19 protein-coding genes are annotated in these 23,953 nt (G+C 71.8%); 7 read left to right on the top strand and 12 right to left on the bottom strand.

The genetic code is table 11. The features are described from left to right. Window positions 1–131 precede the first annotated feature (131 nt). Entirely contained in the window at window positions 132–755 is a 624-nt protein-coding gene (locus tag AC6CKD_RS04520; protein ID WP_478685965.1) for a helix-turn-helix domain-containing protein, read from the top strand. A gap of 163 nt (window positions 756–918) precedes the next feature. Here AC6CKD_RS04520 and AC6CKD_RS04515 read toward each other — a convergent pair whose 3' ends face one another. Together AC6CKD_RS04515 and AC6CKD_RS04510 are read right to left on the bottom strand one after the other, a co-directional pair. After that, on the bottom strand, window positions 919–2,985 hold the full coding sequence (locus tag AC6CKD_RS04515; protein ID WP_498325240.1) for a hypothetical protein: 2,067 nt from the start codon (window positions 2,983–2,985) through the stop codon (window positions 919–921). 282 nt (window positions 2,986–3,267) lie between these two features. Beyond that, window positions 3,268–4,293, bottom strand: a complete 1,026-nt coding sequence (locus tag AC6CKD_RS04510; RefSeq protein ID WP_399376887.1) for an ATP-dependent 6-phosphofructokinase — start codon at window positions 4,291–4,293, stop codon at window positions 3,268–3,270. A gap of 307 nt (window positions 4,294–4,600) precedes the next feature. On the opposite strand from AC6CKD_RS04510, the gene pta reads away from it, so the two are divergent. The 3 genes from pta to pyk all read left to right on the top strand — a co-directional run bounded on the left by pta (window position 4,601) and on the right by pyk (window position 9,479). Then, window positions 4,601–6,682, top strand: coding sequence for a phosphate acetyltransferase (gene pta / locus AC6CKD_RS04505; RefSeq protein ID WP_498325239.1), 2,082 nt, complete (start codon window positions 4,601–4,603; stop codon window positions 6,680–6,682). A gap of 88 nt (window positions 6,683–6,770) precedes the next feature. Then, the gene (locus AC6CKD_RS04500) at window positions 6,771–7,985 is read left to right on the top strand and encodes an acetate/propionate family kinase (protein WP_498325238.1); all 1,215 of its coding nucleotides are present in this window, start codon (window positions 6,771–6,773) and stop codon (window positions 7,983–7,985) included. Between the two features lie 63 nt (window positions 7,986–8,048). Continuing rightward, window positions 8,049–9,479, top strand: a complete 1,431-nt coding sequence (gene pyk, locus AC6CKD_RS04495; protein ID WP_498325236.1) for a pyruvate kinase — start codon at window positions 8,049–8,051, stop codon at window positions 9,477–9,479. A 126-nt stretch (window positions 9,480–9,605) separates the two neighbouring features. Here pyk and AC6CKD_RS04490 read toward each other — a convergent pair whose 3' ends face one another. The 4 genes from AC6CKD_RS04490 to AC6CKD_RS04475 all read right to left on the bottom strand — a co-directional run bounded on the left by AC6CKD_RS04490 (window position 9,606) and on the right by AC6CKD_RS04475 (window position 13,867). Continuing rightward, window positions 9,606–10,874 carry a hypothetical protein gene (locus tag AC6CKD_RS04490; protein WP_498325234.1) on the bottom strand — a complete coding sequence of 423 codons (1,269 nt, stop codon included), beginning with the start codon at window positions 10,872–10,874 and terminating at the stop codon, window positions 9,606–9,608. Then, on the bottom strand, window positions 10,864–11,448 hold the full coding sequence (locus tag AC6CKD_RS04485; protein ID WP_498325233.1) for a DUF6114 domain-containing protein: 585 nt from the start codon (window positions 11,446–11,448) through the stop codon (window positions 10,864–10,866). The genes AC6CKD_RS04490 and AC6CKD_RS04485 overlap by 11 nt, the downstream gene beginning before the upstream one ends. Window positions 11,449–11,574: 126 nt before the next feature. Further along, window positions 11,575–12,204 (bottom strand): DUF6230 family protein, encoded by a 630-nt coding sequence (locus AC6CKD_RS04480; RefSeq protein ID WP_478685958.1) that lies wholly within the window; start codon window positions 12,202–12,204, stop codon window positions 11,575–11,577. 655 nt (window positions 12,205–12,859) lie between these two features. Continuing rightward, the gene (locus tag AC6CKD_RS04475; RefSeq protein WP_498325232.1) at window positions 12,860–13,867 is read right to left on the bottom strand and encodes a co-chaperone YbbN; all 1,008 of its coding nucleotides are present in this window, start codon (window positions 13,865–13,867) and stop codon (window positions 12,860–12,862) included. Window positions 13,868–14,150: 283 nt separating this feature from the next. Between AC6CKD_RS04475 and AC6CKD_RS04470 the strand changes: the two genes are divergently transcribed. Continuing rightward, entirely contained in the window at window positions 14,151–14,813 is a 663-nt protein-coding gene (locus AC6CKD_RS04470; RefSeq protein WP_498325230.1) for a TetR/AcrR family transcriptional regulator, read from the top strand. Here the strand turns inward: AC6CKD_RS04470 and AC6CKD_RS04465 are convergent. The 5 genes from AC6CKD_RS04465 to AC6CKD_RS04445 all read right to left on the bottom strand — a co-directional run bounded on the left by AC6CKD_RS04465 (window position 14,755) and on the right by AC6CKD_RS04445 (window position 19,544). Beyond that, complete coding sequence (locus tag AC6CKD_RS04465; RefSeq protein ID WP_498325229.1) at window positions 14,755–15,306, bottom strand: hypothetical protein; 552 nt, start codon at window positions 15,304–15,306, stop codon at window positions 14,755–14,757. The genes AC6CKD_RS04470 and AC6CKD_RS04465 overlap by 59 nt on opposite strands. 73 nt (window positions 15,307–15,379) lie before the next feature. Continuing rightward, entirely contained in the window at window positions 15,380–17,080 is a 1,701-nt protein-coding gene (icmA, locus tag AC6CKD_RS04460; RefSeq protein WP_498325228.1) for a coenzyme B12-dependent isobutyryl-CoA mutase large subunit, read from the bottom strand. Between the two features lie 85 nt (window positions 17,081–17,165). Beyond that, on the bottom strand, window positions 17,166–17,495 hold the full coding sequence (locus tag AC6CKD_RS04455; RefSeq protein ID WP_498325227.1) for a DUF3817 domain-containing protein: 330 nt from the start codon (window positions 17,493–17,495) through the stop codon (window positions 17,166–17,168). A gap of 150 nt (window positions 17,496–17,645) precedes the next feature. Continuing rightward, entirely contained in the window at window positions 17,646–18,155 is a 510-nt protein-coding gene (locus AC6CKD_RS04450; protein WP_498325226.1) for a MarR family winged helix-turn-helix transcriptional regulator, read from the bottom strand. Between the two features lie 21 nt (window positions 18,156–18,176). Continuing rightward, window positions 18,177–19,544 (bottom strand): MFS transporter, encoded by a 1,368-nt coding sequence (locus tag AC6CKD_RS04445; RefSeq protein WP_498325225.1) that lies wholly within the window; start codon window positions 19,542–19,544, stop codon window positions 18,177–18,179. Window positions 19,545–19,661: 117 nt separating this feature from the next. Here AC6CKD_RS04445 and AC6CKD_RS04440 point away from each other — a divergent pair, with 117 nt between their 5' ends. Both AC6CKD_RS04440 and AC6CKD_RS04435 read left to right on the top strand, forming a co-directional pair. Next, window positions 19,662–20,651, top strand: coding sequence for an ArsR/SmtB family transcription factor (locus AC6CKD_RS04440; RefSeq protein WP_498325223.1), 990 nt, complete (start codon window positions 19,662–19,664; stop codon window positions 20,649–20,651). A gap of 225 nt (window positions 20,652–20,876) precedes the next feature. Beyond that, on the top strand, window positions 20,877–21,917 hold the full coding sequence (locus AC6CKD_RS04435) for a glycoside hydrolase family 6 protein (protein ID WP_498325222.1): 1,041 nt from the start codon (window positions 20,877–20,879) through the stop codon (window positions 21,915–21,917). Between the two features lie 16 nt (window positions 21,918–21,933). Here AC6CKD_RS04435 and glxA read toward each other — a convergent pair whose 3' ends face one another. Further along, window positions 21,934–23,952 carry a radical copper oxidase GlxA gene (glxA, locus tag AC6CKD_RS04430; RefSeq protein WP_498325220.1) on the bottom strand — a complete coding sequence of 673 codons (2,019 nt, stop codon included), beginning with the start codon at window positions 23,950–23,952 and terminating at the stop codon, window positions 21,934–21,936. Between the last annotated feature and the right edge of the window lies 1 nt (window position 23,953).

Here is a 23,953-nt window from a genome sequence, read left to right as displayed (position 1 = left end):
TTCCTACGAGTTATGGGCTTGTTTGATTGGTCTGTAGTCGCCGCGCCTCGGCCACTCCTACGGTGTGCCATGTGCACTCCAGCCCTCCTTTCAATGCCCCCGCCGCGCGTCGTCTCCGCGCTGCCCTGGGCATGGCTCCCGGTCATGTCGCCTATGGCCTGCGCGCCCAGTACGGACTGCTCGTCACTCCCGAGACCGTGATGGCGTGGGAGCGTGGCGAGATTTCGCCCACCTCCCCCGAGCTCACCGCCCTTGCGGGCGTGCTCTGGTGCTCCCCCGGCGAGCTGCTCGCCGAGCCCGTCACCCTGCGGGAGCACCGCATCGCCCGGGGTCTGGCCGCCGAGGACCTGGCCCGCCGGGTCGGGGTGGAGGCGGGCGCGTACCAGAAGATGGAGGACACCGGCCGCTGGAAGGGCAACGAGCGGCAGTCCGCCGCGCTGGCGACGGCGCTCGGGCTGACGCTGGCCCAGTTCGTGACGGCGACCGGCAAGCACGAGGAGCTGGCCGAGCTGCTGCGCAGTGCGGTGACCACGCGCTGGCAGGCGTACGTGAAGCCGCTGTCCAAGCTGCTTCCGGTGCCCAAGGGGCACCTGGAGCGGGTGCTGGAGCAGCTTCACGGCGAATACCAGTCCCGGATGGTGGCGACCCTGAGCTGGGGCGGCGGGCAGGGCGAGGCCGGCAGCGGCGACTCGGGGCGTGAGTACCTCACGGACATCGTGGAGCGGTTCTGGGCCCTCGCGGGCGGTGCGGCGTAGGACACGTTTCGCCCGCGGGATCCCTACGGGAAAGGCCCCGGCCGCGTCCGGACGAGGACGTGATCGGGGCCTTTCGGCGCTCGAAGTCGGGACGGGGGTCCCGCCCCGGGGGCCGGTCGGCAGCCCCCGGAGCGTCGGCCGGGCACGACCCGAAAGCGACGGCCTAGGACAGCGGCGCGTGCACGACGGTCGCCGTGATGCCCGCCCGGGCGAGGTCCTTCGTCAGCCGGTCCGCCACCGTCCGGTCTCCGACCAGGATGGTCGGCGCGGCGGGGAGCCCGGCGATCGCCTTCTTCAGGTGGACCAGCGACTGGTCGTAGTACGTCGCGGCCTCCTGCTTCTTGGCGTCCTTCTCGGTGGGCGGGCCGCCCATCTTGACGTAGAAGATCTCGTACAGCTCCACCATGTCGCCCGCCCGGTGGTTCAGGAGCTGGGCGAGGAAGGTGGACTTCAGGTTCAGGTACGCGTCGTTGGAGTACAGGGCGATCACCGGACCCCGCCGGTCCGCGAGGTCCCGTCCGACGAGCGCCCGGGCGGGCGGGCCCATGTCGCTGCGGGCCTCGCCCCTGGCCCACTTGAGCATCGGGCTCTCGTTGAAGGCCGAGGTGGTGTCCAGCCGCTTCGCGAAGCTGATCCATCCGGAGGGGACCCCGAACTGCACGCCTCCGAAGAGCGCGAGTGCGGCGACCACCGCGAGGCCTGACTGCAGCAGCCGCTCCGCCTTGCGGCGCCACGGTGAGCCCTTGGGCCGCTCGGCGGGCAGGAGCAGCAGCCCGACCAGGCCCAGCGAGATCACGCTGATCACCAGACCGGCGGCGGCCAGCTTCTCGAAGTAGTACGAGAGGTAGCCGATCGTCCTCGTCTGGTAGACGCCGAAGAGGGTGAGCATCGTGATCGCGCCGAGGACCAGCACGAGGACCATCTGTCCGGTGGCCGTGCGGCGGTTCGTCCGCAGGGAGGCGGCCAGCAGGGCCGCCAGGGCGCATCCGATGAGCACCGGGCGGTCGGGGACGACCATCGGGCCGGCGAGGTTCGAGGTCTTGGAGACGTCGAGCTTGGTCAGGACGGAGAAGGCGCTGGGCAGCCCCGCGATCAGAGTGCCGCCCGCCAGCACCCCGAGCAGCAGCAGCCGCCGGGGGGCGAAGCGCCGCCGGTGGACGATGAGGACCGCGGCCAGGGCCAGGCCGAGCAGGGCCCCGTAGAGGTTGTAGACGAAGGTCACGGTCACCAGGCCGACCACCCCGACGAGGGCGAACTCGGCCCGTCCCATCGCGGGCCGCACGAGCAGCGCCAGGCCGACGGCGAGGAAGAGCAGGCCGACGGTCTCGGAGTCGAAGCCCTTCTCGACGAGGTTCGCCATGGAGCCGGACAGCATCACCGCCATCACGGTGGCGCAGACCGCCGCGGCGCGCCAGCCGCGCAGGCGGGGGCCGCCGATCCAGCGGGCCGCCCAGACCAGGACGGCGCAGAGCAGGGCGTAGGCGCCGATGACGTACAGGAGGTACCGGTTCATCATCTCGGCGGCGGGACCGCCGTCGGTCGAGGACTTCACGAGGACGTCGATCCACGCCAGCAGGAAGTGGGTGCCCTGCGGGTAGACGGCCTCCGACGGGGTCATCATGAACGTCTTGGCGGCCTCCTGGTGGAGGAAGTTGTAGCCGCCCACGTGGTGGATGCCGTCGAAGTACGAGAAGTGCCCCATCCGGTCCTCGGACGTGACGAAGTAGGCCAGCCGCTCGGTGATCGATTTACCGGCGAGCGGGTGGTGCATGTAGTGCCAGACCACCCCGGCGGTACCGAGCACCAGCGCGTCCGTGCCGCGCAGCCGCAGCGGGATGTGCGGGCGGCGGCCGGACAGCCAGCCGCAGACGGACACGACGGTCAGCAGGAAGCCGGCGCCCGGGACGGGGGCCAGCCCCCACGGCCAGACGGAGAAGAGCAGCCCGAAGGCCATGACGGCGCCGCAGAGGATGAAGGCGGAGACGACCAGCCGGTCGAGGAGGCCGCCGCCCACCCGGATCAGGGACCCGATCGCCAGGACCAGGACGGGGATCAGCACCACGTCCAGGCTCAGCGCGTCGAGGAGCGCCGGCAGCGCCCAGGAAAGCGCCACGGCCGCGGCGAGGACGGACCACCGCCGCGGGGCCGGGGACGGCCCCGGGGCGCCGGGCTGTCCCGCCTGCGGGTCTTCGGCGTTCCTACGGGTCAAAAGGGCAGGGCGGGTCGCCACGGGAGACGGGAACCTTCCATCGTGCGCACGGGAGCCGGATGAGGGGCCTGGACTTCACGGCCCGATCCGGCCATGTGCGGCTCGGCCAATCAATCCCCCAACGGCGGAGTCTTCGGATCATAACGCGGGGCGGGGTCCGAACGAGGTGTGGCCCGTCCCCGTCCCGGTGGGGACGCGGACGGGCCGTCCGGGCCGGACGGCCGGTCTCCGCGGCCCCGGAGGGGCGGTGCGGACCGGGCCGTTCGGCGACGGAATTCGGGACGGAAGTCCCGGCCGGGACGGTCAGAAGACGGACTCGGCCTCGTACATGCGGTCCTCGGGGACGGTCTTCAGCTCGGTGACGGCGTCGGCCAGCGGGGCCATGACGATGTCGGTGCCGCGCAGGGCGGTCATGTTGCCGAAATCACCGCGGTGGACTCCCTCGACCGCGTGCCAGCCGAAGCGGGTCGCGAGGACGCGGTCGTACGCGGTGGGGGTTCCGCCGCGCTGGACGTGGCCGAGGATGACCGGGCGGGCCTCCTTGCCCAGGCGCCGCTCCAGCTCGACGGCGAGGCGGTTGCCGATGCCGGCGAAGCGCTCGTGGCCGTACTGGTCGATCGCGCCCTTCTCGTACGGCATCGAGCCCTCGCCGGGATGCGCGCCTTCGGCCACGCAGATGACGGCGAACTTCTTACCGCGGGCGAATCGTTCCTCCACCATCTTGACCAGGGCGTCCACCTCGAAGGGGCGCTCCGGCAGGCAGATTCCGTGGGCGCCGCCGGCCATGCCGGACTCCAGGGCGATCCAGCCCGCGTGCCGGCCCATGACCTCGACGACCATGACGCGCTGGTGCGATTCGGCGGTGGTCTTGAGACGGTCGATGGCCTCCGTGGCGACCATGACCGCGGTGTCGAAGCCGAAGGTGCGGTCGGTGGAGGAGATGTCGTTGTCGATGGTCTTCGGCACGCCGACGACCGGCATGCCCGCGTCCGACAGCATCCGGGCGGCGGTCAGGGTGCCCTCGCCGCCGATCGGGATCAGGGCGTCGATGCCGTAGCGCTTGGCCAGTTCGGCGGCGTTCTCGGCCGCCTCGTGGAGGCGCGCGCGCTCCATGCGGGCCGATCCGAGGATCGTGCCGCCGCGGGCGAGGATGCCGCTGACCGCGTTGATGTCGAGGGGGCGGAAGTTGCCGTCGAGGAGGCCCTTGAAGCCGTCCTCGAAGCCGATGACCTCGTCCCCGTGCCCGACCACGGCACGGTGTACGACCGACCGGATGACAGCGTTCAGCCCCGGGCAGTCGCCGCCTGCTGTGAGAACTCCGATACGCATCGTGCTGTGTCTCCTGCTCCTGGTCGTACCTGGCCGTCCGCGTGCGGGCGTCCGGCCGAGGGGACATATGAGGTGCCATATGAGGCGCCCTATGAGGGCGCATTGATGAAGCCTGTCCGATTGTTCCACGGGCTCCGGGTGGCGCGCGCTCTGTGGCACGCCACCCACGGAGGGCCCGCAGGGCCTTTCGACCCCCTCCCGCGGGCCCTTCTGCCGGCGGGCGTCCTAAGGAATCGCGGGGGTATTGTCAAGAGGTCAAGCCCTTATTTACTGGGACAACCGACTCGAATTGGGACGGAGAGCACGCGTGACGCGCAGCGTGTACGTGACGGGTATCGAGCGGGGGGACGGCCGCCAGGTCGTCGAGCTGGGCATCATGGAGCTCCTGACCCGCCAGACAGGCCGGGTGGGCGTGTACCGCCCCCTGTTGCACGACGGGCCCGACCGGCTCTTCGACCTGCTCAAGGGCCGGTTCCGGATCGACCAGGACGCGGCGACGGCCTACGGCATGGAGTACCACGAGGCCTCCGCCATCCTGGCCGAGAAGGGTACCGACGAACTGGTCTCCCAGCTCGTGGGCCGCTACCAGAAGGTGGCGCGCGACTACGAGGTCATGCTGGTCCTCGGCACCGACTACGCCGACACCAACCTCCCGGACGAGCTGGCGCTCAACGCCCGCCTCGCCAACGAGCTGGGCGCGCTGGTCATCCCCGTCGTGGGCGGCACCAAGCACCCCGCCGAGGCCGTGCGCGCAGAGACCCGCAACGCCTACCGCGCGTACGAGGCCCTGGGCTGCCACGTGGGCGCGATGGTCGTCAACCGGGTCGCCGCCGAGGACCGCGACGTGATAGCCGAGCGCCTGGCCGCCCGGCTCCCCGTGCCCTGTTACGTCCTGCCGGACGACAAGCACCTGTCCGCCCCGACGGTCGCCCAGATCACCCGGGCGCTCGGCGGCGAAGTGCTCCTCGGCGACGAGGCCGGACTGGCCCGCGACGCCCTGGACTTCGTCTTCGGCGGGGCCATGCTGCCGAACTTCCTGAACGCCCTGACCCCCGGCTGCCTGGTCGTCACCCCCGGGGACCGCTCCGACCTGGTCATCGGGGCGCTCGCCGCGCACACCTCCGGCACCCCGCCGATCGCCGGTGTGCTGCTGACGCTGAACGAGCGCCCGGGCAAGGACATCCTGACGCTGGCCTCCAAGCTGGCTCCGGGCACCCCGGTGGTCTCGGTCGCGGGCAACAGCTTCCCGACCGCCGCCGAACTCTTCTCGCTGCAGAGCCGGCTGAACTCCGCGACCCCGCGCAAGCTGGAGACCGCGCTCGGCCTGTTCGAGCGCCACGTGGACACCGCCGAGCTCCGCGAGGTGCTCTCGGTGGCCCGCTCCGAGCGGGTCACGCCGATGATGTTCGAGAACCAGCTGCTGGAGCAGGCCCGCGCCGAGCGCCGCCGCGTGGTCCTCCCCGAGGGCACCGAGGAGCGCGTGCTGCGCGCCGCGGACGTGGTGCTGCGCCGCGGGGTCTGCGACCTCACCCTGCTGGGCGAGGAGCAGGCGATCCTGAAGAAGGCCGCCGACCTGGGCATCGACATCTCGGCCGCCCAGCTCATCGACCCGGCCACCTCCCCGCTGCGGGAACGATTCGCCGAGTACTACGCCAAGGCCCGCGCCCACAAGGGCATGACGGTCGAGCTGGCCCACGACGTGGTCACCGACGTCAACTACTTCGGCACCCTGATGGTGCAGGAGGGCCTCGCCGACGGCATGGTCTCGGGCTCGGTGCACTCCACCGCCGCCACCATCCGCCCGGCCTTCGAGATCATCAAGACCAAGCCCGACGCGTCCATCGTCTCCTCGGTCTTCTTCATGTGCCTGGCCGACAAGGTCCTCGCGTACGGCGACTGCGCCGTGAACCCGGACCCCGACGCCGAGCAGCTCGCCGACATCGCCGTCCAGTCGGCCACCACCGCCGCCGCCTTCGGCCTGGAGCCGCGGATCGCGATGCTCTCGTACTCCACCGGCACCTCCGGCTCGGGCGCGGACGTGGACAAGGTCCGCAAGGCCACCGAGCTCGTCCGCGAGCAGCGCCCCGACCTGCTGATCGAGGGGCCGATCCAGTACGACGCCGCCGTCGAGCCCTCGGTCGCCGCGACCAAGCTGCCCGAGTCGGAGGTGGCCGGCCGCGCGACGGTGCTGATCTTCCCCGACCTCAACACCGGCAACAACACGTACAAGGCCGTGCAGCGCTCGGCCGGCGCCGTGGCGGTCGGACCGGTCCTGCAGGGTCTGCGCAAGCCCGTCAACGACCTCTCGCGCGGCGCGCTGGTCCAGGACATCGTCACCACCGTGGCCATCACCGCCATCCAGGCGCAGTCCCGGCCCGTGGCCGGCTGAGCCGCTGTCCGGCTGAGCCCGTCGCCGACCGGGCCCGTGGCCGGCTGTCCCCCCACCGAGACCCCACCGCAAAGGAAAGACCCTCATCGTGACCGCATCGCGCGTACTCGTCCTCAACTCCGGCTCCTCGTCGGTGAAGTACCAGCTGCTCGACATGGCGGACTCCTCCCGCCTGGCGGTCGGCCTGGTGGAGCGCATCGGCGAGGAGACCTCCCGCCTCGTGCACGAGGCGCTGACCGGTCCGGGCGCTGCGGGCGGCAAGCGCGAGCGGACCGGGCCGATCGCCGACCACGGGGCGGCGCTGCGGGCCGTCGCGGCGGAGCTCGCCGCCGACGGGCTGGGGCTGGACTCGCCCGAGCTGGCCGCCGTGGGCCACCGGGTGGTGCACGGCGGGACCAAGTTCACGCACCCGACGCCGGTCGACGACGCGGTGCTGGCCGAGATCCGCGCCCTGATCCCGCTCGCCCCGCTGCACAACCCGGCGAACGTGACCGGCATCGAGGTGGCGCGGGAGCTGCGCCCCGACCTGCCGCAGGTCGCCGTCTTCGACACGGCCTTCCACTCGACCATGCCGGAGCACGTGGCGCGGTACGCGATCGACGCCGCGACGGCCGACAAGTACTCCATCCGGCGGTACGGGTTCCACGGCACCTCGCACGCCTACGTGGCCCGGGCCACGGCGAGGCTCCTCGGCAAGGCCGAGGAGGACGTGAACGTGATCGTGCTCCACCTGGGCAACGGCGCCTCGGCCTCGGCCGTGCACGGCGGCGTGTGCGTGGAGACGTCCATGGGCCTGACCCCGCTGGAGGGCCTGGTCATGGGCACCCGTTCGGGCGACCTGGACCCGGCGGTCGTCTTCCACCTGGCTCGGGTCGGGGGCATGTCCGTCGACGAGATCGACTCGCTGCTCAACAAGAAGAGCGGTCTGCTGGGTCTGTGCGGCGACAACGACATGCGCGAGGTGCAGCGGCGGGCCGCGGAGGGCGACGCCTCCGCGCGGCTGGCGCTGGCCTCGTACATCCACCGTCTGAAGAAGTACATCGGCGCCTACTCGGCGGTCCTCGGCCGGGTGGACGCGGTCGCCTTCACGGCGGGCGTGGGCGAGAACTCCTCGGAGATCCGCGAGATGGCCGTGGCAGGTCTGGCCGAACTGGGCCTGGCGCTCGACCTGGAGGCGAACTCGGTACGGTCCTCCGAGCCGCGCCTGGTGTCCGCGGAGTACGCACGGGTGGCCGTGGCCGTGGTCCCGACGGACGAGGAACTGGAGATCGCCAGCCAGACGTACGCGCTGGTTACCGGTTAGTCACTTTGGACTTTCCACCAGACGGAATATTCCGCTACGAAACAAACCGATAGGATCCGCTCCATGCGCCGTTCCAAAATCGTCTGCACGCTGGGCCCCGCCGTCGACTCTTACGAGCAGCTGAAAGCTCTCGTAGAGGCCGGTATGAACGTGGCCCGATTCAACTTCAGCCACGGCTCCCAGGCAGAACACCAGGAGCGGTACGACCGCGTCCGGAAGGTCTGCGAGGACACCGGGCGTGCCGTCGGCGTCCTCGCCGACCTCCAGGGCCCGAAGATCCGTCTGGAAACCTTCGCCGAGGGTCCCGTCGAGCTCGTCCGCGGTGACGAGTTCACCATCACCACCGAGGACGTCCCGGGCGACAAGTCCATCTGCGGCACGACCTACAAGGGTCTGCCGGGCGACGTCTCCAAGGGCGACCAGATCCTGATCAACGACGGCAACGTCGAGCTCCGGGTGACCGAGGTCGAGGGCCCCCGGGTCAAGACCATCGTCATCGAGGGCGGTGTCATCTCGGACCACAAGGGCATCAACCTGCCGGGTGCCGCCGTCAACGTCCCCGCCCTGTCGGAGAAGGACGTCGACGACCTCCGCTTCGCCCTGCGGATGGGCTGCGACATGGTCGCCCTCTCCTTCGTGCGTGACGCCGACGACGTCAAGGACGTCCACAAGGTCATGGACGAGGAGGGCCGCCGGGTCCCCGTCATCGCCAAGGTCGAGAAGCCGCAGGCCGTCGCCAACATGGAGGGCGTCGTCGCGGCCTTCGACGCGGTCATGGTCGCCCGTGGCGACCTCGCCGTCGAGTACCCGCTCGAAAAGGTCCCGATGGTGCAGAAGCGCCTCGTGGAGATGTGCCGCCGCAACGCCAAGCCGGTGATCGTCGCGACCCAGATGATGGAGTCGATGATCACCAACTCGCGCCCGACGCGCGCGGAGGCCTCCGACGTCGCCAACGCGATCCTCGACGGCGCGGACGCGGTCATGCTGTCCGCCGAGTCCTCGGTCGGCGCCTACCCGATCGAGACCGTCAAGACGATGTCGAAGATCGTCGAGGCGGCCGAGGAGGAGCTCCTGTCCAAGGGCCTGCAGCCGCTGGTCCCGGGCAAGAAGCCCCGCACCCAGGGCGGCTCCGTCGCCCGCGCGGCCTGCGAGATCGCGGACTTCCTCGACGGCAAGGCCCTGGTCGCCTTCACCCACTCCGGTGACACCGCCCGCCGCCTGTCGCGCTACCGCGCGAACCAGCCGATCCTGGCCTTCACCACCGACACCGGCACCCGCAACCAGCTCACGCTGAGCTGGGGCGTCGAGTCCTACGTCGTCCCGCACGTGGACAACACCGACTCCATGGTCGACCTCGTGGACGTGGAGATGCTCAAGCTCAAGCGGTACAACAAGGGCGACACCATGATCATCACCGCCGGTTCGCCCCCCGGCGTCCCCGGCACCACCAACATGGTCCGGGTCCACCACCTTGGCAGCGGCGCCCGCGACTGACCTCGCCGCACCGCACCGCACCACCCGTACAGCCTCTGCCGCACAGAGACCGAGGGCGGCACCCCGATCCGATGAGGATCCGGGGTGCCGCCCTCGGTGCGTGCGGCCGCGCGAGGCCGTACGCGTCTACTCCGCCGGGCCGATGTAGTTCTTGAGGCCCGGGATGGTCAGGGTGCCGCCGAACTGGCCGGCCTGGACGACCTTGACGTTCGTGAAGAATGCGAACGGAACGTTCAGGGGCGGCGGGCTCTTCGGGGTGAACTCGATCGGGATCAGGCCGAAGAGGTTGCCCTTGAGGCTCTCGGTGTACATCGTCACCTTGGCCCCGCGGAACTTCGAGGTGGACCCCGGACGGGACTTCAGGTGGGCGACCTGCCCGCCCTTGCCGACCGTCTGGTAGAGGTCCTTGATGTCCAGCGAGTCCGCGGTGAACTTCAGGACGGTCTTGGTCTTGCCGCCCGCCGTCTTCACCTTGACGATGCCCTCGTAGTCGAGGCCGTAGAGGGTCAGCAGCGAACTGTCCAGGTACCAGGGCTCGTCCGGGAGCAGGGGGATCCCCTTCTCCAGTTCGGCGTTGGCCAGGGCCTCGGCGTCGTAGGTCGGGCACGGGAAGGGCTCCTTCCCGTCCTTGCCCTTGCCGCCCTTGGCGCCCTCCGGCTCCGTCACCGTTTCCGGCTTCGGCTTCGCCGCCACCCCCGTCTCGTCCTTCGGGGTGGTCGCGGTGCCCTTGACCTCCTCGGAGAGCTCCGTAACCGTGGCGCCGGCCGTCTTCGCGGCGTCGCGGATCGCGGCCTCGGACGGGTTCGGAGCGGGCGCGGCGGTCGCCGTCGGGGACGGGGCAGGGGCCGGCGCTGCCGGGGCGCCCGTGAGGGACTTGCCGAGGTCGTCGACCAGACCCTTGAGGGCATCGCCGACGCCGAGCGGGTCCAGCGGGTTCGCCGCCTTGGCCGGGGTGACCGCCGCCGGCATGAGGCCGGGCTGCTCGGCGGGCTTCTCGGAGGTCCCCGCCGCCGGCTTGGAGGCCGACGGGCTCGCGCTCGGCGAGGGCACCGCGGTGGGCGACTTGCCCGGTGCGGGCGTCGTCCGCGGAGCCTTCGAAGGAGTCTTGGACGGCGTTTTCGCCGACGGGGAGGCCGACTCCGCGGGCTCGTCGGACCGCGTCACACACGGTCCGGGCGCGAAGGGGATGTCCTTGTCGTCGGCCACGGCCAGCTTCGGCGCCATGCTCATGCCGACGAAGACCGCGGTCGGCATGGCGGCCAGCGCCATCGTCTTGCCGACGGGTATCTGGATCTTGGTCAGCAGCGACTTCCTGGGCGCCGCGTGGCGCGGGCCCTTCCTCTCACGGGACTCCGCACCCGGGGCCTCGCCCCGTCGCGTTTCGTCACCCCGCACTGTTCCTCCCGCCATCGGCGTGGGCAGTCGTCTCGCTCGCGTATGCCGGCGTTTCCGTTTCGCGCTGTCCCGGGACCCCGTGGGGGCCCGCCATCGCCTCGGCCTTGCCCAGGTTCACGGCGTGCGCCGGGTCTCCGGCGTCCCTCGGGCCGGTCTCGTCCGCCGGCTTGCCCGGCACCCACGACAGTGCGAGGCCGCCGCCGGTGAGGGCGAGGGCGATGCCCAGCCCGAAGCCGCCGAGGTTCGACACCGGCAGGGACACCAGCCCCAGCAGGATCGCGGCGACGCCCGCGAAGATCCGTACCCCGTGCTGGAACCAGAGCGTCAGCCCCAGCGTGATCAGGAGGATGCCGATGATCAGCGAACCGGCGCCGGTCGTCGTCGCCATCGCGAGGGTGACATTGCCGAGGCGGACGTCCCCGTAAGGGAAGTAGAGGATCGGAGCACCGCTGAGGAGCATGAACAGACCTGCCCAGAAGGGGCGGTGACCGCTCCACGCGTGGAAGCGGTAGTACACCGCGGTGAGCCAAGCGTCGTCTTCGGCGCGCACGTAAACCGGGGCCTGGGGGTTCATGGACAACAGCTCCCTGGAAACGGGTGGTACTGAGAACTATGTGGAGCCCGGACGGGCGGGCGACGGCGACTGCCGCCGGCACCGCCCACCCGTCCGGTTATGCACCGGGAACGACTACTTCTCGTCCTAGTAGCAGGGCTGGTCGCCACTGAGGAGGCGCAGCTTGAGGTTGGGCAGCTTGAAGGTGCCCGCCGTCGTCGCCCACGCCTTCTGACGCACGTTCGACAGCACCGCGCGGTCCGCACGCTGCGAGAACGCGTACGGGCTGGCGACCGTACCGGCCTGCGGCTTGGTCTTGTGGCTCGCGTCGCCGACGGCGACACCGATGTCGAGGTTCTCGAACTCGGCGTCCGTGTCGAGCTCGGCGACATCCAGGTAGATGTTGGTCGCCACCGCGGGCTTGTTCTTCTCGGTACCCGTGTTCAGCCTCAGCGTGATGTTGCCGAGCGGCGTCGGCGTCACCAGGGACTGGCACATGTTGGTGATCTCGGCGTAGCTGAACCCGGAGATGGTGACCGGGTGGTGCGCCGGCTTGCCCTTGAGGTCGTGCCCCTCGGCGATGCCGCCGTACTGGATCAGGTTCTTGCCGTCGAGCTTGTCGGCCGACACCTTGAAGTCCTGGCCCGAGACGCTGAAGGACGCCGCGAGGGCACCCTGCGCCAGACCCACTCCGACCGCCGCCGTGGCAGCGATGCTCGGCACCATGACGAGCGCGAAGCGCTTCCATCTGGTCCCGCCACGAATCTGGGAAATCATGTTCGTTCCTCCTTCTCGGACGTACATCTCCGGTCCGGGCGGTGCCCGTCCTGGGATGGGAGAAGTGCTACGTCCTCGGGAAGGAGCGCGAGCGGCCGAACCACGGCGATACCGCGTCCGTACACCGGCGTTCACCCCCGAGCGACAACCACTTGGCCACGCGTTCGCGCAACCTGGAGGACAGGCCCCGCCATATGACGGAGACCCCCCTGTCCCACGGCCGGTGCCACTGCCACCGGCCGGCCCGGTGGGGACCCTCCACCGCGGCTCCGTATGAGCGGCTCTGCGGGAAGGACCGAGCGACGCCGATCGTGGTCCATTCGCGACCGGGGCACAAGGGGGTTCGTTACTGGCGGGTAACGGCCAGATAACCTGTGGGAGTCGCGCACCCGTAGGACCGCAACACAGGGTGTCACCAAGGGCCATGACAGACCGGGGGAAGAGTGAACACACCGGACAGTTCACGGGGTTCGATTTACTGCGAGTAACAGCGGCCGCGATTGCCAAGTTTTGGCAAAGCGCGGCCGCTGTTTACCTCTGTGTCAACAAATCACCGGTGGCGTGCCGGTGCTGTGCGGGTGCTGTGTCGGTGGTACGCCGGTGGCGTGACGGCGCCGTGCCGACGCCGTGGTGCCGTGGTGGTGCCGAGCCGGTGCTAGAACAGCACCCGCGCGAGCGCCGTACGGGCCGACGTGACGAGCGGGTTGTCCGCGCCGACCACCTCGAACATCTCCAGCAGCCGCAGGCGCACCGAGTCACGGTCCTCACCGAACGTCACCTTCACGGTGTCCACCAGCCGCCCGAAGGCGTCCGCCACGTGACCGCCGGCCAGATCCAGGTCGGCCGCGGCGATCTGCGCCGCCGGGTCGCGCGGGTTCTCGGCCGCCGCGGCGCGCACCGCCTGCGGGTTCATGTCCTTGACCCGGGCGAACAGCTCGGCCTGGGCGAGGCCCAGCTTGGCGTCGGTGTTGGACGGATCGGCCGCCAGTACGTTCCGGTAGGCGCGCACCGCTCCGTCCAGGTCGTCGGCGTCCAGCGCCTCGATCGCCTCGTCGAGCAGCGCGTCGTACGGACCGGCCGGCTCCTCGGCCTCCACCGCGCCCGGTCCCGGGGCGGCCGCGCCCTCGGCGGCGGGGTCCACCGCCACGCCGATGACACCGAAGCGCTCCTCGGCGATCTGGACCAGCTGGGCCAGGACCGCGCGGACCTCGGCCTCGGGGGCGAAGTCCTGGAACAGCGGCATCGCCTGACCGGCGACCACGGCGAAGACGGCCGGGAGGGCTTCGATGCGGAACTCGCGGATCAGGTTCTGGTTGGCCGCGACATCGAGCGCGGCCAGCGCCAGCCGGCCGTTCGCCTCGATCGTGAGCCGCTCCAGCAGCAGGCTCAGCTCGCGCCCCTGCTCGAAGCCTTCGGCGCGGAAGTCGAGGATGACCGGAACCTCGCCCGAGAGCGGGACGACGTGGCTCTCGAAGCGGGTCTCGTCGGTGTCGAAGACGAGCGCGGACGGCGGAACGGCCCCGGCGGCCGCGGGGGCACCGCCCTGAGCGGCCTTCCGGGCCGCCTCGGCGCGGGCCTGCTCGGCCTTGGCCTTGGCCTCACCGGCCGCCTTCACCGCGGCGAGGTCGACGACACCGCTCATGGACATGTTTCTGGGCTGCATGCGTACATCCTCCCCCGAGTGCGCGCGCCGACGAAAAAGATCGGCCGAAACGAACCGATCGCGGTACCTGACGTGCTGTGCAGTTGTACTGCCGTGCTGCTGGACTGCCGTACTGCCGTGCCGTGACGCCGGGTCCCCACCTGGCGCCGGTAGCTCTTCGCGTGGTTGTCGCTCTTACGCTACGAGTCGTAGCGTAACTCCCTCCGCACTCCCGCGCCCCGTGATCTGAACCACACATCCGGGGGGCGGATCGATTCTGCTACCGGCGGGTATGGTCTCCGCCATGCGCAACCCCAGCTCGGACGCCTCCTCCCCGCACGGCCGCACCGGCCGCCCGCGCAGCGCCGCGGCGGACGCCGCGATCCTCGCCGCGACCCGGCACGCACTGGTGGAGCTGGGCTGGTCGAAGCTGACGATGGGGGACGTCTCGACGCGGGCCGGGGTCGCGAAGACCACCCTCTACCGGCGCTGGGCGGGCAAGAGCGAACTGGTCGTGGACGCCGTCGCGGAGCTCTTCGACTCCCTCGAACTCCCCGACCGCGGCTCGCTCCAAGCCGACATCGAGTACGTGGTGCTCCAGTTCGCGGCGCTGCTGCGGCGCCCGGAGGCCCGTACCGCCCTGATGGCCGTCGTCGCCGAGTCCACGCGGGACGAGGCCCTGCGGGACCGGATCCGGTCGGCGATCGTGGACCGGCAGAAACGTCTCGTCGTACTGGGGCGCGAACGGGCGCAGGCCCGGGGCGAACTCCCCCACGAGGAGGACGAGTCCCTCGCCGCCCACACCACGGACCTGATCTTCGACGTGATCGCGGGCACGGTGGTCCACCGCGCGCTGGTCAGCTCCGAGCCGGTGGACGAGCTGTGGGTGGCCACCTTCACGGCCCTGCTCATGCACGGCCTCCAGGGTTCCGCCGCCGGCCCTTCCGGCCCCGCGCCTGTGGTGTGACCACCGCCGGCCGGCCGCCGTCCGACAGGGGCAGGAAGTCCTCGCACCAGGCCGGGGCGGAGGCGATCAGTGCCTCCGAGCGCGGGTTGTGGCCCGGCCAGGGCCTCGGACGCCCGGGCCAGTCGGCCCAGCGCAGGCTGTCGGCCTCCTCCGGAGGCAGCAGCCCGGAGGCCACGAGTGCGGCCCGGCCCGCTTCGAGCCCGGCGAGCCGGTAGCCGTACTCCGAGGAGTCCACCTCGTGGACGTGGGCATCGGTGAGCAGCACGGAGGCCGCCACACCGTCGAGGCCGCGCACGATGCCCGCCCGCACGCAGGAGACGTACACCTCGGGCAGCCGGCGGTGGGCCGCCACGGCGTTCAGGACCTCCGTCAGCCCGTCCCGGCCGGGTGGCTCGAAGTCGGCGGCGATGTACGCGTACGGCCCGCAGCTGGTCTGCATGCGCACGCGGGCACTCACCCCGTACACGGGGACGGGAAGGCGGCGGCCGGTCATGGCCGCCACCTTAGGCCGTCCCTTTCGGAACCCGCCCGGCCCGCGCCGCCCGGCGCGGGGCCCCTCATGCCCCTCAGAACCCCGGCGGCTCCGTGTAGGTGCCCCACTCGTCCCGCAGCAGGTTGCAGATCTCGCCCATCGTGGCCTCGGCGCGCACCGCGTCCAGCATCGCCGGGATCATGTTGGACCCGTCGCGGGCGGCGGCCAGCATGGCGTCCAGCGCCGCCGTCACCTTCGCGTCGTCCCGGCCGGCCTTGCGCTCCGCGAGCTCGCGGACCTGCACCTTCTCCACCTCGTGGCTGACCCGCAGGATCTCCAGGTCACCGGTGACCGAGCCGTGGTGGACGTTGACGCCCACGACCCGCTTGTCGCCCTTCTCCACCGAGCGCTGGTACTGGAAGGCCGACTCGGCGATCTCCCCGGTGAACCAGCCGTCCTCGATGCCCCGCAGGATGCCCGAGGTGATCGGGCCGATCGGGTGCTGCCCGTTCGGGTGGGCGCGCAGCCCGCGCTCCTTGATCTGCTCGAAGATCTTCTCGGCCTCGGCCTCGATGCGGTCGGTGAGCTGCTCGACGAACCAGGAGCCGCCCAGCGGGTCGGCCACGTTGGCCACGCCGGTCTCCTCCATCAGCACCTGCTGCGTGCGCAGCGCGATCTCGGCGGCCTGCTCGCTGGGCAGCGCGAGGGTCTCGTCGAGGGCGTTGGTGTGGAGCGAGTTGGTGCCGCCGAGGATGGCCGCGAGGGCCTCCACGGCGGTGCGCACGACGTTGTTGTAGGGCTGTTGTGCGGTGAGGGAGACCCCGGCCGTCTGGGTGTGGAAGCGCAGCCACATCGTCTTCTCGGACTTCGCCCCGTACACCTCCTTCATCCAGCGGGCCCAGATCCGGCGGGCGGCGCGGAACTTGGCGATCTCCTCGAAGAAGTCGAGGTGGGCGTCGAAGAAGAAGGAGAGCCCGGACGCGAAGTGGTCCACGTCCAGCCCGCGCGAGAGGCCCAGCTCCACGTACCCGAACCCGTCGGCGAGGGTGTACGCGAGCTCCTGCGCGGCCGTGGCCCCGGCCTCGCGGATGTGGTAGCCGGAGACGGAGAGCGGCTTGTAGGCGGGGATGCCGTTCGCGCAGTACTCCATGAGGTCGCCGATGAGGCGCAGGTGCGGCTCGGGCTCGAAGAGCCACTCCTTCTGGGCGATGTACTCCTTGAAGATGTCGGTCTGGAGCGTCCCGTTGAGGACGGCCGGGTCGACGCCCTGGCGTTCGGCGGCCACGAGGTACATGCAGAAGGCGGGCACGGCGGGGCCGCTGATCGTCATGGAGGTGGTCACGTCGCCGAGCGGGATGTCCTTGAAGAGGATCTCCATGTCGGCGGCGGAGTCGATGGCCACCCCGCAGTGGCCGACCTCGCCGAGCGCGCGGGGGTCGTCGGAGTCGCGCCCCATCAGGGTGGGCATGTCGAAGGCGACGGAGAGCCCGCCGCCGCCGGCGGCCAGGATCATCTTGTAGCGCTCGTTGGTCTGCTCGGCGTTCCCGAACCCGGCGAACTGCCGGATGGTCCAGGTGCGCCCCCGGTAGCCGGTGGCGTGCAGGCCCCGGGTGTACGGGTACTCCCCCGGCCAGCCGATGCGCTCGAAGCCCTCGTACGAGTCGCCGGGCCGGGGGCCGTAGACGGGATCGACGGGGTCGCCGGAGAGCGTGGTGAAATCGGCCTCGCGCTTGCGGGCCTTGTCGTACCGGGCCTGCCAGCGACGGCGGCCCTCCTCAATGGCGTCAGCGTCCATACCGCTGAATTTACTAGGACGTCCTAGTAAATGTCGATGGGCAACCCCCGGGGAGTCGCCCCGGGGGCGGAAGGATCACCCGAGGTCAGGCGCGGGCGGCGGCCGGATCGCCGACGACGAGGGGCTCGACCTCGGCCCGGATCTTGCGCTCGACGAAGAACGCGGCGAGCGGGATGGTGCCGGAGACCAGGACCCAGAGGAGCTTGCCGAAGGGCCACTTGGCCTTGGAGCCCAGGTCGAAGGCGAACACCAGGTAGATCATGAACAGCACACCGTGCGTCTGCGAGACCGCGAAGGTCAGGTCGGCGCCGGTGTCGAAGCCGTACTTCGCCACCATGCAGGCACAGAGGATCAGGAGCATGACCGCGGTCACGTAGGCCATGACGCGGTAGCGGGTCAGCACGCTTCGTTTCATGCCGTCGAGCCTAGCCGTCCGGTTCGCACGATCTTGACGGGGGCCGGGTCGGCGCCCGTGACGCCCGCCCGCCCGGCCGTCGACCCCCGGGACGGCGCCCGCGTCAGCCGGCGGTGCCGGGGACGGGGGCGGGGAACGGGACGGGGAGGGTCACCTCTCGTCGAAGTCGGCCGCGGCCACCCGGAGCGGGCGCAGGAGCGCGAAGATCTCCCCGCACTCCTCGGCGTCGTAGACGCCCAATCCGAAGTCGATCTCCATCAGCGCCTTCGTGGCCGCCTCGACCACCTCGCGGCCCTTGTCCGTGATCGACGCGAGCGTGCCGCGCCCGTCGTTCGGGTTCGGGCGCCGGGCGACGAGGCCGGACTTCACCAGCCGGTCCACCGTGTTCGTCACCGACGTCGGGTGGACCATCAGCCGCTCGCCGATCTTCGACATCGGCAGTTCGCCGGCCTTGGAGAAGGTCAGCAGTACCAGCGCCTCGTAGCGCGCGAAGGTCAGGCCGTACGGCTTGACGACCGCGTCGACCTCCCCGAGCAGGATCTGGTGCGCCCTCATGATCGAGGTGATCGCGGCCATCGAGGGGACCGGGCCCCAGCGTTGCTGCCACAGTTCGTCGGCGCGGGCGATGGGGTCGAAGGGAAGGCTGAGCGGTTTGGGCACGCACCAGACCCTACCGGGCGGTCATTTGGCGGCGGGATCCGTCTCACGCCTCGGCCCGTCCGTCCGGCGCGCCTCGGCGAGCAGCAGCAGGACCACCCCGGTGCCGAGCACCGCGGCCGACGCGACCACCACGTGGACCGGCAGGAACTCCGCCGCGACTCCGGCCAGCGCCATGCCGACACCCTGAAGGGTCATCAGCCCGGTGCTGAGCAGGGTCATCGCCCGGCCGCGCAGCTCCTCGGGCACGGCCTCGACGTACCACTGGTCGAGCCCGAGGGTGTACGCGTGGGCCAGCCCGGCCAGCACGAGCGCGGCCAGGAGGAGCGGCAGGCCGGGCCGGACGGCGTACGCGAGCAGCGGCAGCAGCGAGAGCGCCGCGAGCGGGGCCGTGATCCGCGAACGCGTTCGGGCGGTGAGCGCCGAGCCCGCCCACACCTCCCCGGCGATGGCTCCGGCCGGCATCGCGCACATCAGCAGCCCGAGCCCGGCGGTGGAGATGCCGAGACCGGTGGCGTACGGGGTCAGCAGCGCCTCGGGCACCACCACGAAGAGCGGCGGCAGCCAGCACAGCAGGGTGAGGGCCCGCAGCCGGCGGTGGCCCAGGACGGCGCGCAGTCCGGCGAGCGGGGAGACCCGCGGGCCGGCGCCCGCGCTCCGGGCGGGCCGGGCCCGGGTGCCCAGGCGCAGCAGGGCCGCGGAGCCGAGGAAGCCGGCGGCCGTGAGGAGGACGGCCCCGCGCGGGGCCAGCACGGTGAGCAGCAGTCCGCCGAGCCCGAAGCCGATGAGCTGGGCGCTCTGGGCCACCATGCGCAGCAGCGAGCGGCCCAGGACGTACGCGTCGCCGGCGCCGAGGACGTCGGCGAGGGAGGCGCTGCGGGTGCCCTGGAACAGCGGCGCGACGAAGGCCATCGCGCAGCGCAGTACGAGGAGCAGCGCGACCGGGGTGCCGGGCGCGGCCATGGCCGCCGCGCAGGCCGCGCAGACGAGGTCGCAGCCGACGAGCACGCGGCGGGCGGGGAGCCGGTCGGCGAGCGGCGCGAGGAGGGTGCCGCCGAGGGCGTAGGGGAGGAAGCCGAGGGCGAAGGTGAGCGCGCTCATCAGGGGGGAGCCGGTGGCGCGGTAAACGAGGACGGTGAGGGAGATCTCGGCGATGACGACGCCGAGCACGGACAGCAGGTGCGCGGCGAAGACCGGCCTGAACTCCCGGACCCGGAAGACGGCCCGGTACCCGGCAGACTCCGGCACGGGGGTGCGCTCGGGCGGCCCGGGGACGGAATGCGGCTCGGCGGCGGGTGCGCCCTGCTCGGCGGGCGCGCCCTGGTCGGCGGGCGCGCCCTGGTCGGCGGGCGCGCCCTGGTCGGCGGGCGCGCCCTGGTCGGCGGTGGTCATACGCAGGACCCTGGCGCGCCCTAGGCTGGCAGGACAGAGATTCGTCTCCAGCCGAATCACCCGCCCCGGACCCGAACCCGCACCCCACCCGCACAGGGAACGCTCCCGGAAACGCCCATGCCCTTCCACTTCCGCTTCGGCCCCGCCGACCTGATGCGCTGCCGGTTCTCGATCTCGCCCCGCTGGGAGACCCAGGAGGCGGTACGGGTCCTGCTGGACCAGCGGCGCCACGCCTACCACCTGCCCTGGCTCCGCGGGATCCGCACGGCGGCCGCCGGGCTGGACCTGCGGCCGCTGTGGCTGCTGATGCCGCGCACGGGACACAACCCGGACTTCCTCAGCCCGCCTCCGACGGGCCCCTCGGTCACCTTCGAGGAGGAGCTCGCGCGGGTCCGGGCCGCCGATCCGCAGGCGGCGCGCGAGGACCTGCGGCGCTCCCTGGTCTGCACGCCGGGCGCCCTGGAGAGCGCGGCCGGGCAGCGGATGCTGGCGGATCCGGAGCGGGCGGTCCAGGAGCTGGCCGATCTTTACGAGCAGGCCTGGCGGGTGCTGGTCGCCCCGCACTGGCCCCGGCTGCGCGCACTGCTGGAGGCGGACGTCCTGTTCCACTCCCGGCGGCTGGCCGCGGGCGGGCTCGAGGCCCTGTTCGACGGCCTCCACCCGGATCTGCGCTGGTCGGGGAACACCCTCAGCATCGCCCGCCGGGGCCACCACGACCGCTCCCTCGACGGCCAGGGGCTCCTCCTCATGCCGAGCGCCTTCGTCTGGCCGGAGGTGGTGGGCGGCTACGACCCGCCGTGGCAGCCGACCCTCGTGTACCCGGCCCGGGGCATCGGCGCCCTGTGGACGGCCCCGGCCGGCCCGGCCCCGCGGGCGCTGGCCCGGCTGCTGGGCCGGGCCCGCGCCGACGTCCTGTGCGCACTGACCGAGCCGGCCTCGACCACCGCCCTGGCCCACCGCCTGTCCCTGGCCCCCTCCACCGTCTCCTCCCACCTGAAGACCCTCCAGGCGGCCGGCCTCCTCATCCCCTCCCGCCACGGCCACCAGATCCTCTACGAACGCACCCCGCTGGCCATCGCCCTGACCCATTCGGTCCCGCCGGGGTAAATCAGCCCCGCCGGCGTTTGAGGCGCGGGGGTCCGGGGGCGGAGCCCCCGAGGCGGGTCCGGGCGCAGCCCGGGGAACGGAGGAAGGGCGGGTAGGGGACGGCCCCGCGCAGCGCCACACCCACCCCCACCCGGCCGCACGCGGCGGTGTCACGCCCCGCCCTGACTGCCCGTTATGTCACGATGACCCGGTCCGCAGCCAGCCCCTTCGTCCCGAGGAAGCCGGATGCCAGGCCGCCGTCGCCCCCGCCGTCGCCCCCGTAGACGCCCCGTCACCCTCCTCACCCTGGCTCTCGCCCTCGCGGCGGCCGCCTGCACCACCACCCCCGCCGCGCAGCCCGAATCCGCACCGCCGGCCCAGCCCCCCGCGGGAGTGGGCCTCGTCGACGAGTCCCCCTTCTGGGTGGACCCGCGGAGCGACGCCGCCCGCCAGGTCACCACCTGGGAAGCGCAGGGCCGCAACAGCGACGCCCAGGTGCTGCGCCGCATCGCCGACCGGCCGATGGCCCTGTGGGGCCCGGCCGGAGACCCCGGCCCCGAGATCCGCCGGGCCCGGGCGGGCGCCCGCGCGGCCGGCCGCACCCTGGTGCTCGTCGCGTACAACATCCCGCACCGGGACTGCGGGCAGCACTCGGCGGGCGGCGCCCGGGACGCAGCCGCGTACCGGCGCTGGATCGGCGCCTTCGCCGACAACATCGCCGACGCGAAGGCCCTGGTCGTCCTGGAGCCGGACGCGGTCCCGCACCTCGTGGACGGCTGCACCGGGGCCGGCCGCCGCGAGGAGCGGCTGCGCCTGCTCTCCGAGGCCGTCGACCGGCTCAAGCGCAACAAGAACACCAAGGTTTACCTGGACGCCGGCAACCCGGCCTGGATCCCGGATCCGAAGGACCTGGTCGAACCCCTCCACGAGGCGGGGCTGGACCGCGCCGACGGCTTCTCCCTCAACGTCTCCAACTTCCAGCCCAGCGCGGCAGGCCGGGAGTACGGCGCCGCCCTCTCCAAGGCCACCAAGGGCAAACACTTCGTGATCGACACCAGCCGCAACGGCGACGGCCCCCTCACGGGCGACCGCGCCCAGGCCTGGTGCAACCCGCCGGGCCGGGCGCTGGGCACCCCGCCGACCGACGGGACGGGTGACCCGCTCGTGGACGCGTACCTCTGGGTCAAGCGGCCCGGCGAATCGGACGGCACCTGCCGCGGCGGCCCGCCGGCCGGCACCTGGTGGCCGGACTACGCCCTGGGCCTGGCCCGCCGCTCCACGGACTGACCGCGGCGCCTCCGGCCTAGCTCAGCCAGCCGTCCCGCGAGGCCGCCGACGGCGGCTGCGGCGGCGCCGGCTCCGGGGCGGGCCGCACCCGGACCCACTTCGCCACCGACGGGGTCCCGTCCGCGTCCGTCACGAACAGCATGTACCAGCCGGGCGGCACCAGCGTCGGGTCCGCCGGCACGGCGACCGTCACCGCGTCGGCCGTCTTCTCCAGCCCGAGCTCGATCGAGCGCTGCTCCACGTCGGTGGTGTGCGTGACCGCGCTCGGCCGCATCAGCCGGGCCCGCTCGATCCGCTCGGCCCCCGGCGCCCGGAAGGTGGCGGAGCCGCCGAGCTCCACCTGCTCGGGCCCCTCCCCGAGCACCGGCCGCAGCGCCGGGTCCCGGTGCAGGTACGGCGGGCTGTACACCTCCAGCCGGTGTTCGAACCTGCCCAGCCTGGTGTTGTCCTTGTCCGCGAAGAGCGGGTCGGAGCCGAACGTCGCCACCCGCCCGTCGGGCAGCAGCAGCGCCTCGGCGTGGTAGTTGCGCCCGACCCTCGGGGCCGCGGCGGCCACGAAGGTGTCGGTGCGCGGGTAGTAGAACTGCGCCTTCCGGATGTCGCTGGCACCCCGGCCGCGGTAGTCGGCGGAGCCGCCCGTGGTGAAGAGGGAGTCGTCGGGGAGCAGCACGCTGTTGAGGTAGCGCACGCCCTGCGGCAGCCGGGCCGTCGACCGGAAGACCGGCACCTCCGCCTTGAGGTCCACGACCGCCGTGCGGTCCGTGGACAGCCTGGACTCGCCGACTCCGCCGCCGCCGAGCACCATCACCTTCTGGTCCTGCGCCGGGGGGAGCAGTACGGACGAGGAGGTCTCCAGCTGGTCGGGGTCGGCCAGTCCGCCGATCTTCCGGTACTGGTTGGTGACCAGGTCCCAGACGCCCGGCTCGCGCCCCTTGCCCTTGGGCCCGTAGCCCGCGTTGGAGCCGGTGTAGAGCAGTTTTCCGCCCTGGGTGAGGAAGAGGGCGGGGTAGGTCGGGAAGTAGCGGAAGGGCCCCTTGGACCACTTCTTGGTCTTCGGGTCGTAGTACTCGTTGTCGCCGGGTAGGACGTCGCCGACGTCGTTGAGCCCGGACACGGCGAGGACCCGCCCGTCCTGGAGCGCCACCAGGGTCGGGTACCAGCGGGCGTCCTTCATCGGGTCGACCTTCACGTACTTCTCCGTCAGGGGGTCGAACTCGTAGGCGGACTTGATGCCCTGGAAGTCCTGCTTGTCGGCGCTGAGCCGCTCCGCGAGCCCGTAGACGTTGTCGGCGTCCTTGCCGGTGAGGCCGGCCACCGTGTACTGGGCGGCCTGGGTCGTCAGCCCCGCGGCGCCCTCCCGGACCGCCTCCACGAAGACCCGCGCCTCGGCCGCGACCACCTCGGTCTTCCACGGCATCATCTGTCCGCCGCTGCCGTCGGCGATCTCGAACCGCCGGGTGGCCTTGGGGACGGTGACGGCGAACTTCGACACGTACTCGACGCCGGAGGGGGACCGGAAGACGGTGCCCTTCGCCAGCCGGACCGCCTTGTCGGGGCTCTCGTTCTTGACCCGCATGGGGCCGCCGGCCCGGGTGACCTCCCCGTCGAGCACCTCGTAGCGCGCGGTCCCGCCGGCCACCAGGAGCTTGCCGTCGGGGAGTTGGCTGTGGCCCGCGCAGAAGAAGTCCTCCGGGGTCGGGATCTTCTTGAAGCTGTCGTCCTCCGGGTCCCACAGGACGGTGGAGAAGCTGCCTTTGTCGAAGTTGCGCTGGTCGTTGCCGGAGCCGGCGATCAGCAGCACCTTGCCGGTGTGCAGCAGCGCCGCGTGCATGGCGTTGATCCGGTGCTCCTCGGGGAGGCCGGTCAGCCCCCACGAGCCGTACTGGATGCGGTAGCTGGAGTGCCCGATCTTGTACGAGTGGTAGCGGTCCCCGGCGAAGGAGAGCGCGGCGGGCGCGTTGAGCGCGAGCAGCAGGGCGACTGCACCGGCGCCCAGGGCCGTCTTCTTGAACTGCTTCGAAGGGCGGTAGTCCATG

Source organism: Streptomyces sp. GQ60, assembly GCF_059758875.1.
This window is presented reverse-complemented; position numbering and strand designations above follow the sequence as displayed.

Coding starts and splice junctions, on each gene's coding strand:
- AC6CKD_RS04520 (WP_478685965.1), top strand. CDS start 132: ATGGCTCCCGGTCATGTCGCCTATGGCCTGCGCGCCCAGTACGGACTG.
- AC6CKD_RS04510 (WP_399376887.1), bottom strand. CDS start 4,293: ATGCGTATCGGAGTTCTCACAGCAGGCGGCGACTGCCCGGGGCTGAAC.
- pyk (WP_498325236.1), top strand. CDS start 8,049: ATGCGCCGTTCCAAAATCGTCTGCACGCTGGGCCCCGCCGTCGACTCT.
- AC6CKD_RS04485 (WP_498325233.1), bottom strand. CDS start 11,448: ATGAACCCCCAGGCCCCGGTTTACGTGCGCGCCGAAGACGACGCTTGG.
- AC6CKD_RS04480 (WP_478685958.1), bottom strand. CDS start 12,204: ATGATTTCCCAGATTCGTGGCGGGACCAGATGGAAGCGCTTCGCGCTC.
- AC6CKD_RS04475 (WP_498325232.1), bottom strand. CDS start 13,867: ATGCAGCCCAGAAACATGTCCATGAGCGGTGTCGTCGACCTCGCCGCG.
- AC6CKD_RS04470 (WP_498325230.1), top strand. CDS start 14,151: ATGCGCAACCCCAGCTCGGACGCCTCCTCCCCGCACGGCCGCACCGGC.
- AC6CKD_RS04465 (WP_498325229.1), bottom strand. CDS start 15,306: ATGACCGGCCGCCGCCTTCCCGTCCCCGTGTACGGGGTGAGTGCCCGC.
- icmA (WP_498325228.1), bottom strand. CDS start 17,080: ATGGACGCTGACGCCATTGAGGAGGGCCGCCGTCGCTGGCAGGCCCGG.
- AC6CKD_RS04455 (WP_498325227.1), bottom strand. CDS start 17,495: ATGAAACGAAGCGTGCTGACCCGCTACCGCGTCATGGCCTACGTGACC.
- AC6CKD_RS04445 (WP_498325225.1), bottom strand. CDS start 19,544: ATGACCACCGCCGACCAGGGCGCGCCCGCCGACCAGGGCGCGCCCGCC.
- AC6CKD_RS04440 (WP_498325223.1), top strand. CDS start 19,662: ATGCCCTTCCACTTCCGCTTCGGCCCCGCCGACCTGATGCGCTGCCGG.
- AC6CKD_RS04435 (WP_498325222.1), top strand. CDS start 20,877: ATGCCAGGCCGCCGTCGCCCCCGCCGTCGCCCCCGTAGACGCCCCGTC.
- glxA (WP_498325220.1), bottom strand. CDS start 23,952: ATGGACTACCGCCCTTCGAAGCAGTTCAAGAAGACGGCCCTGGGCGCC.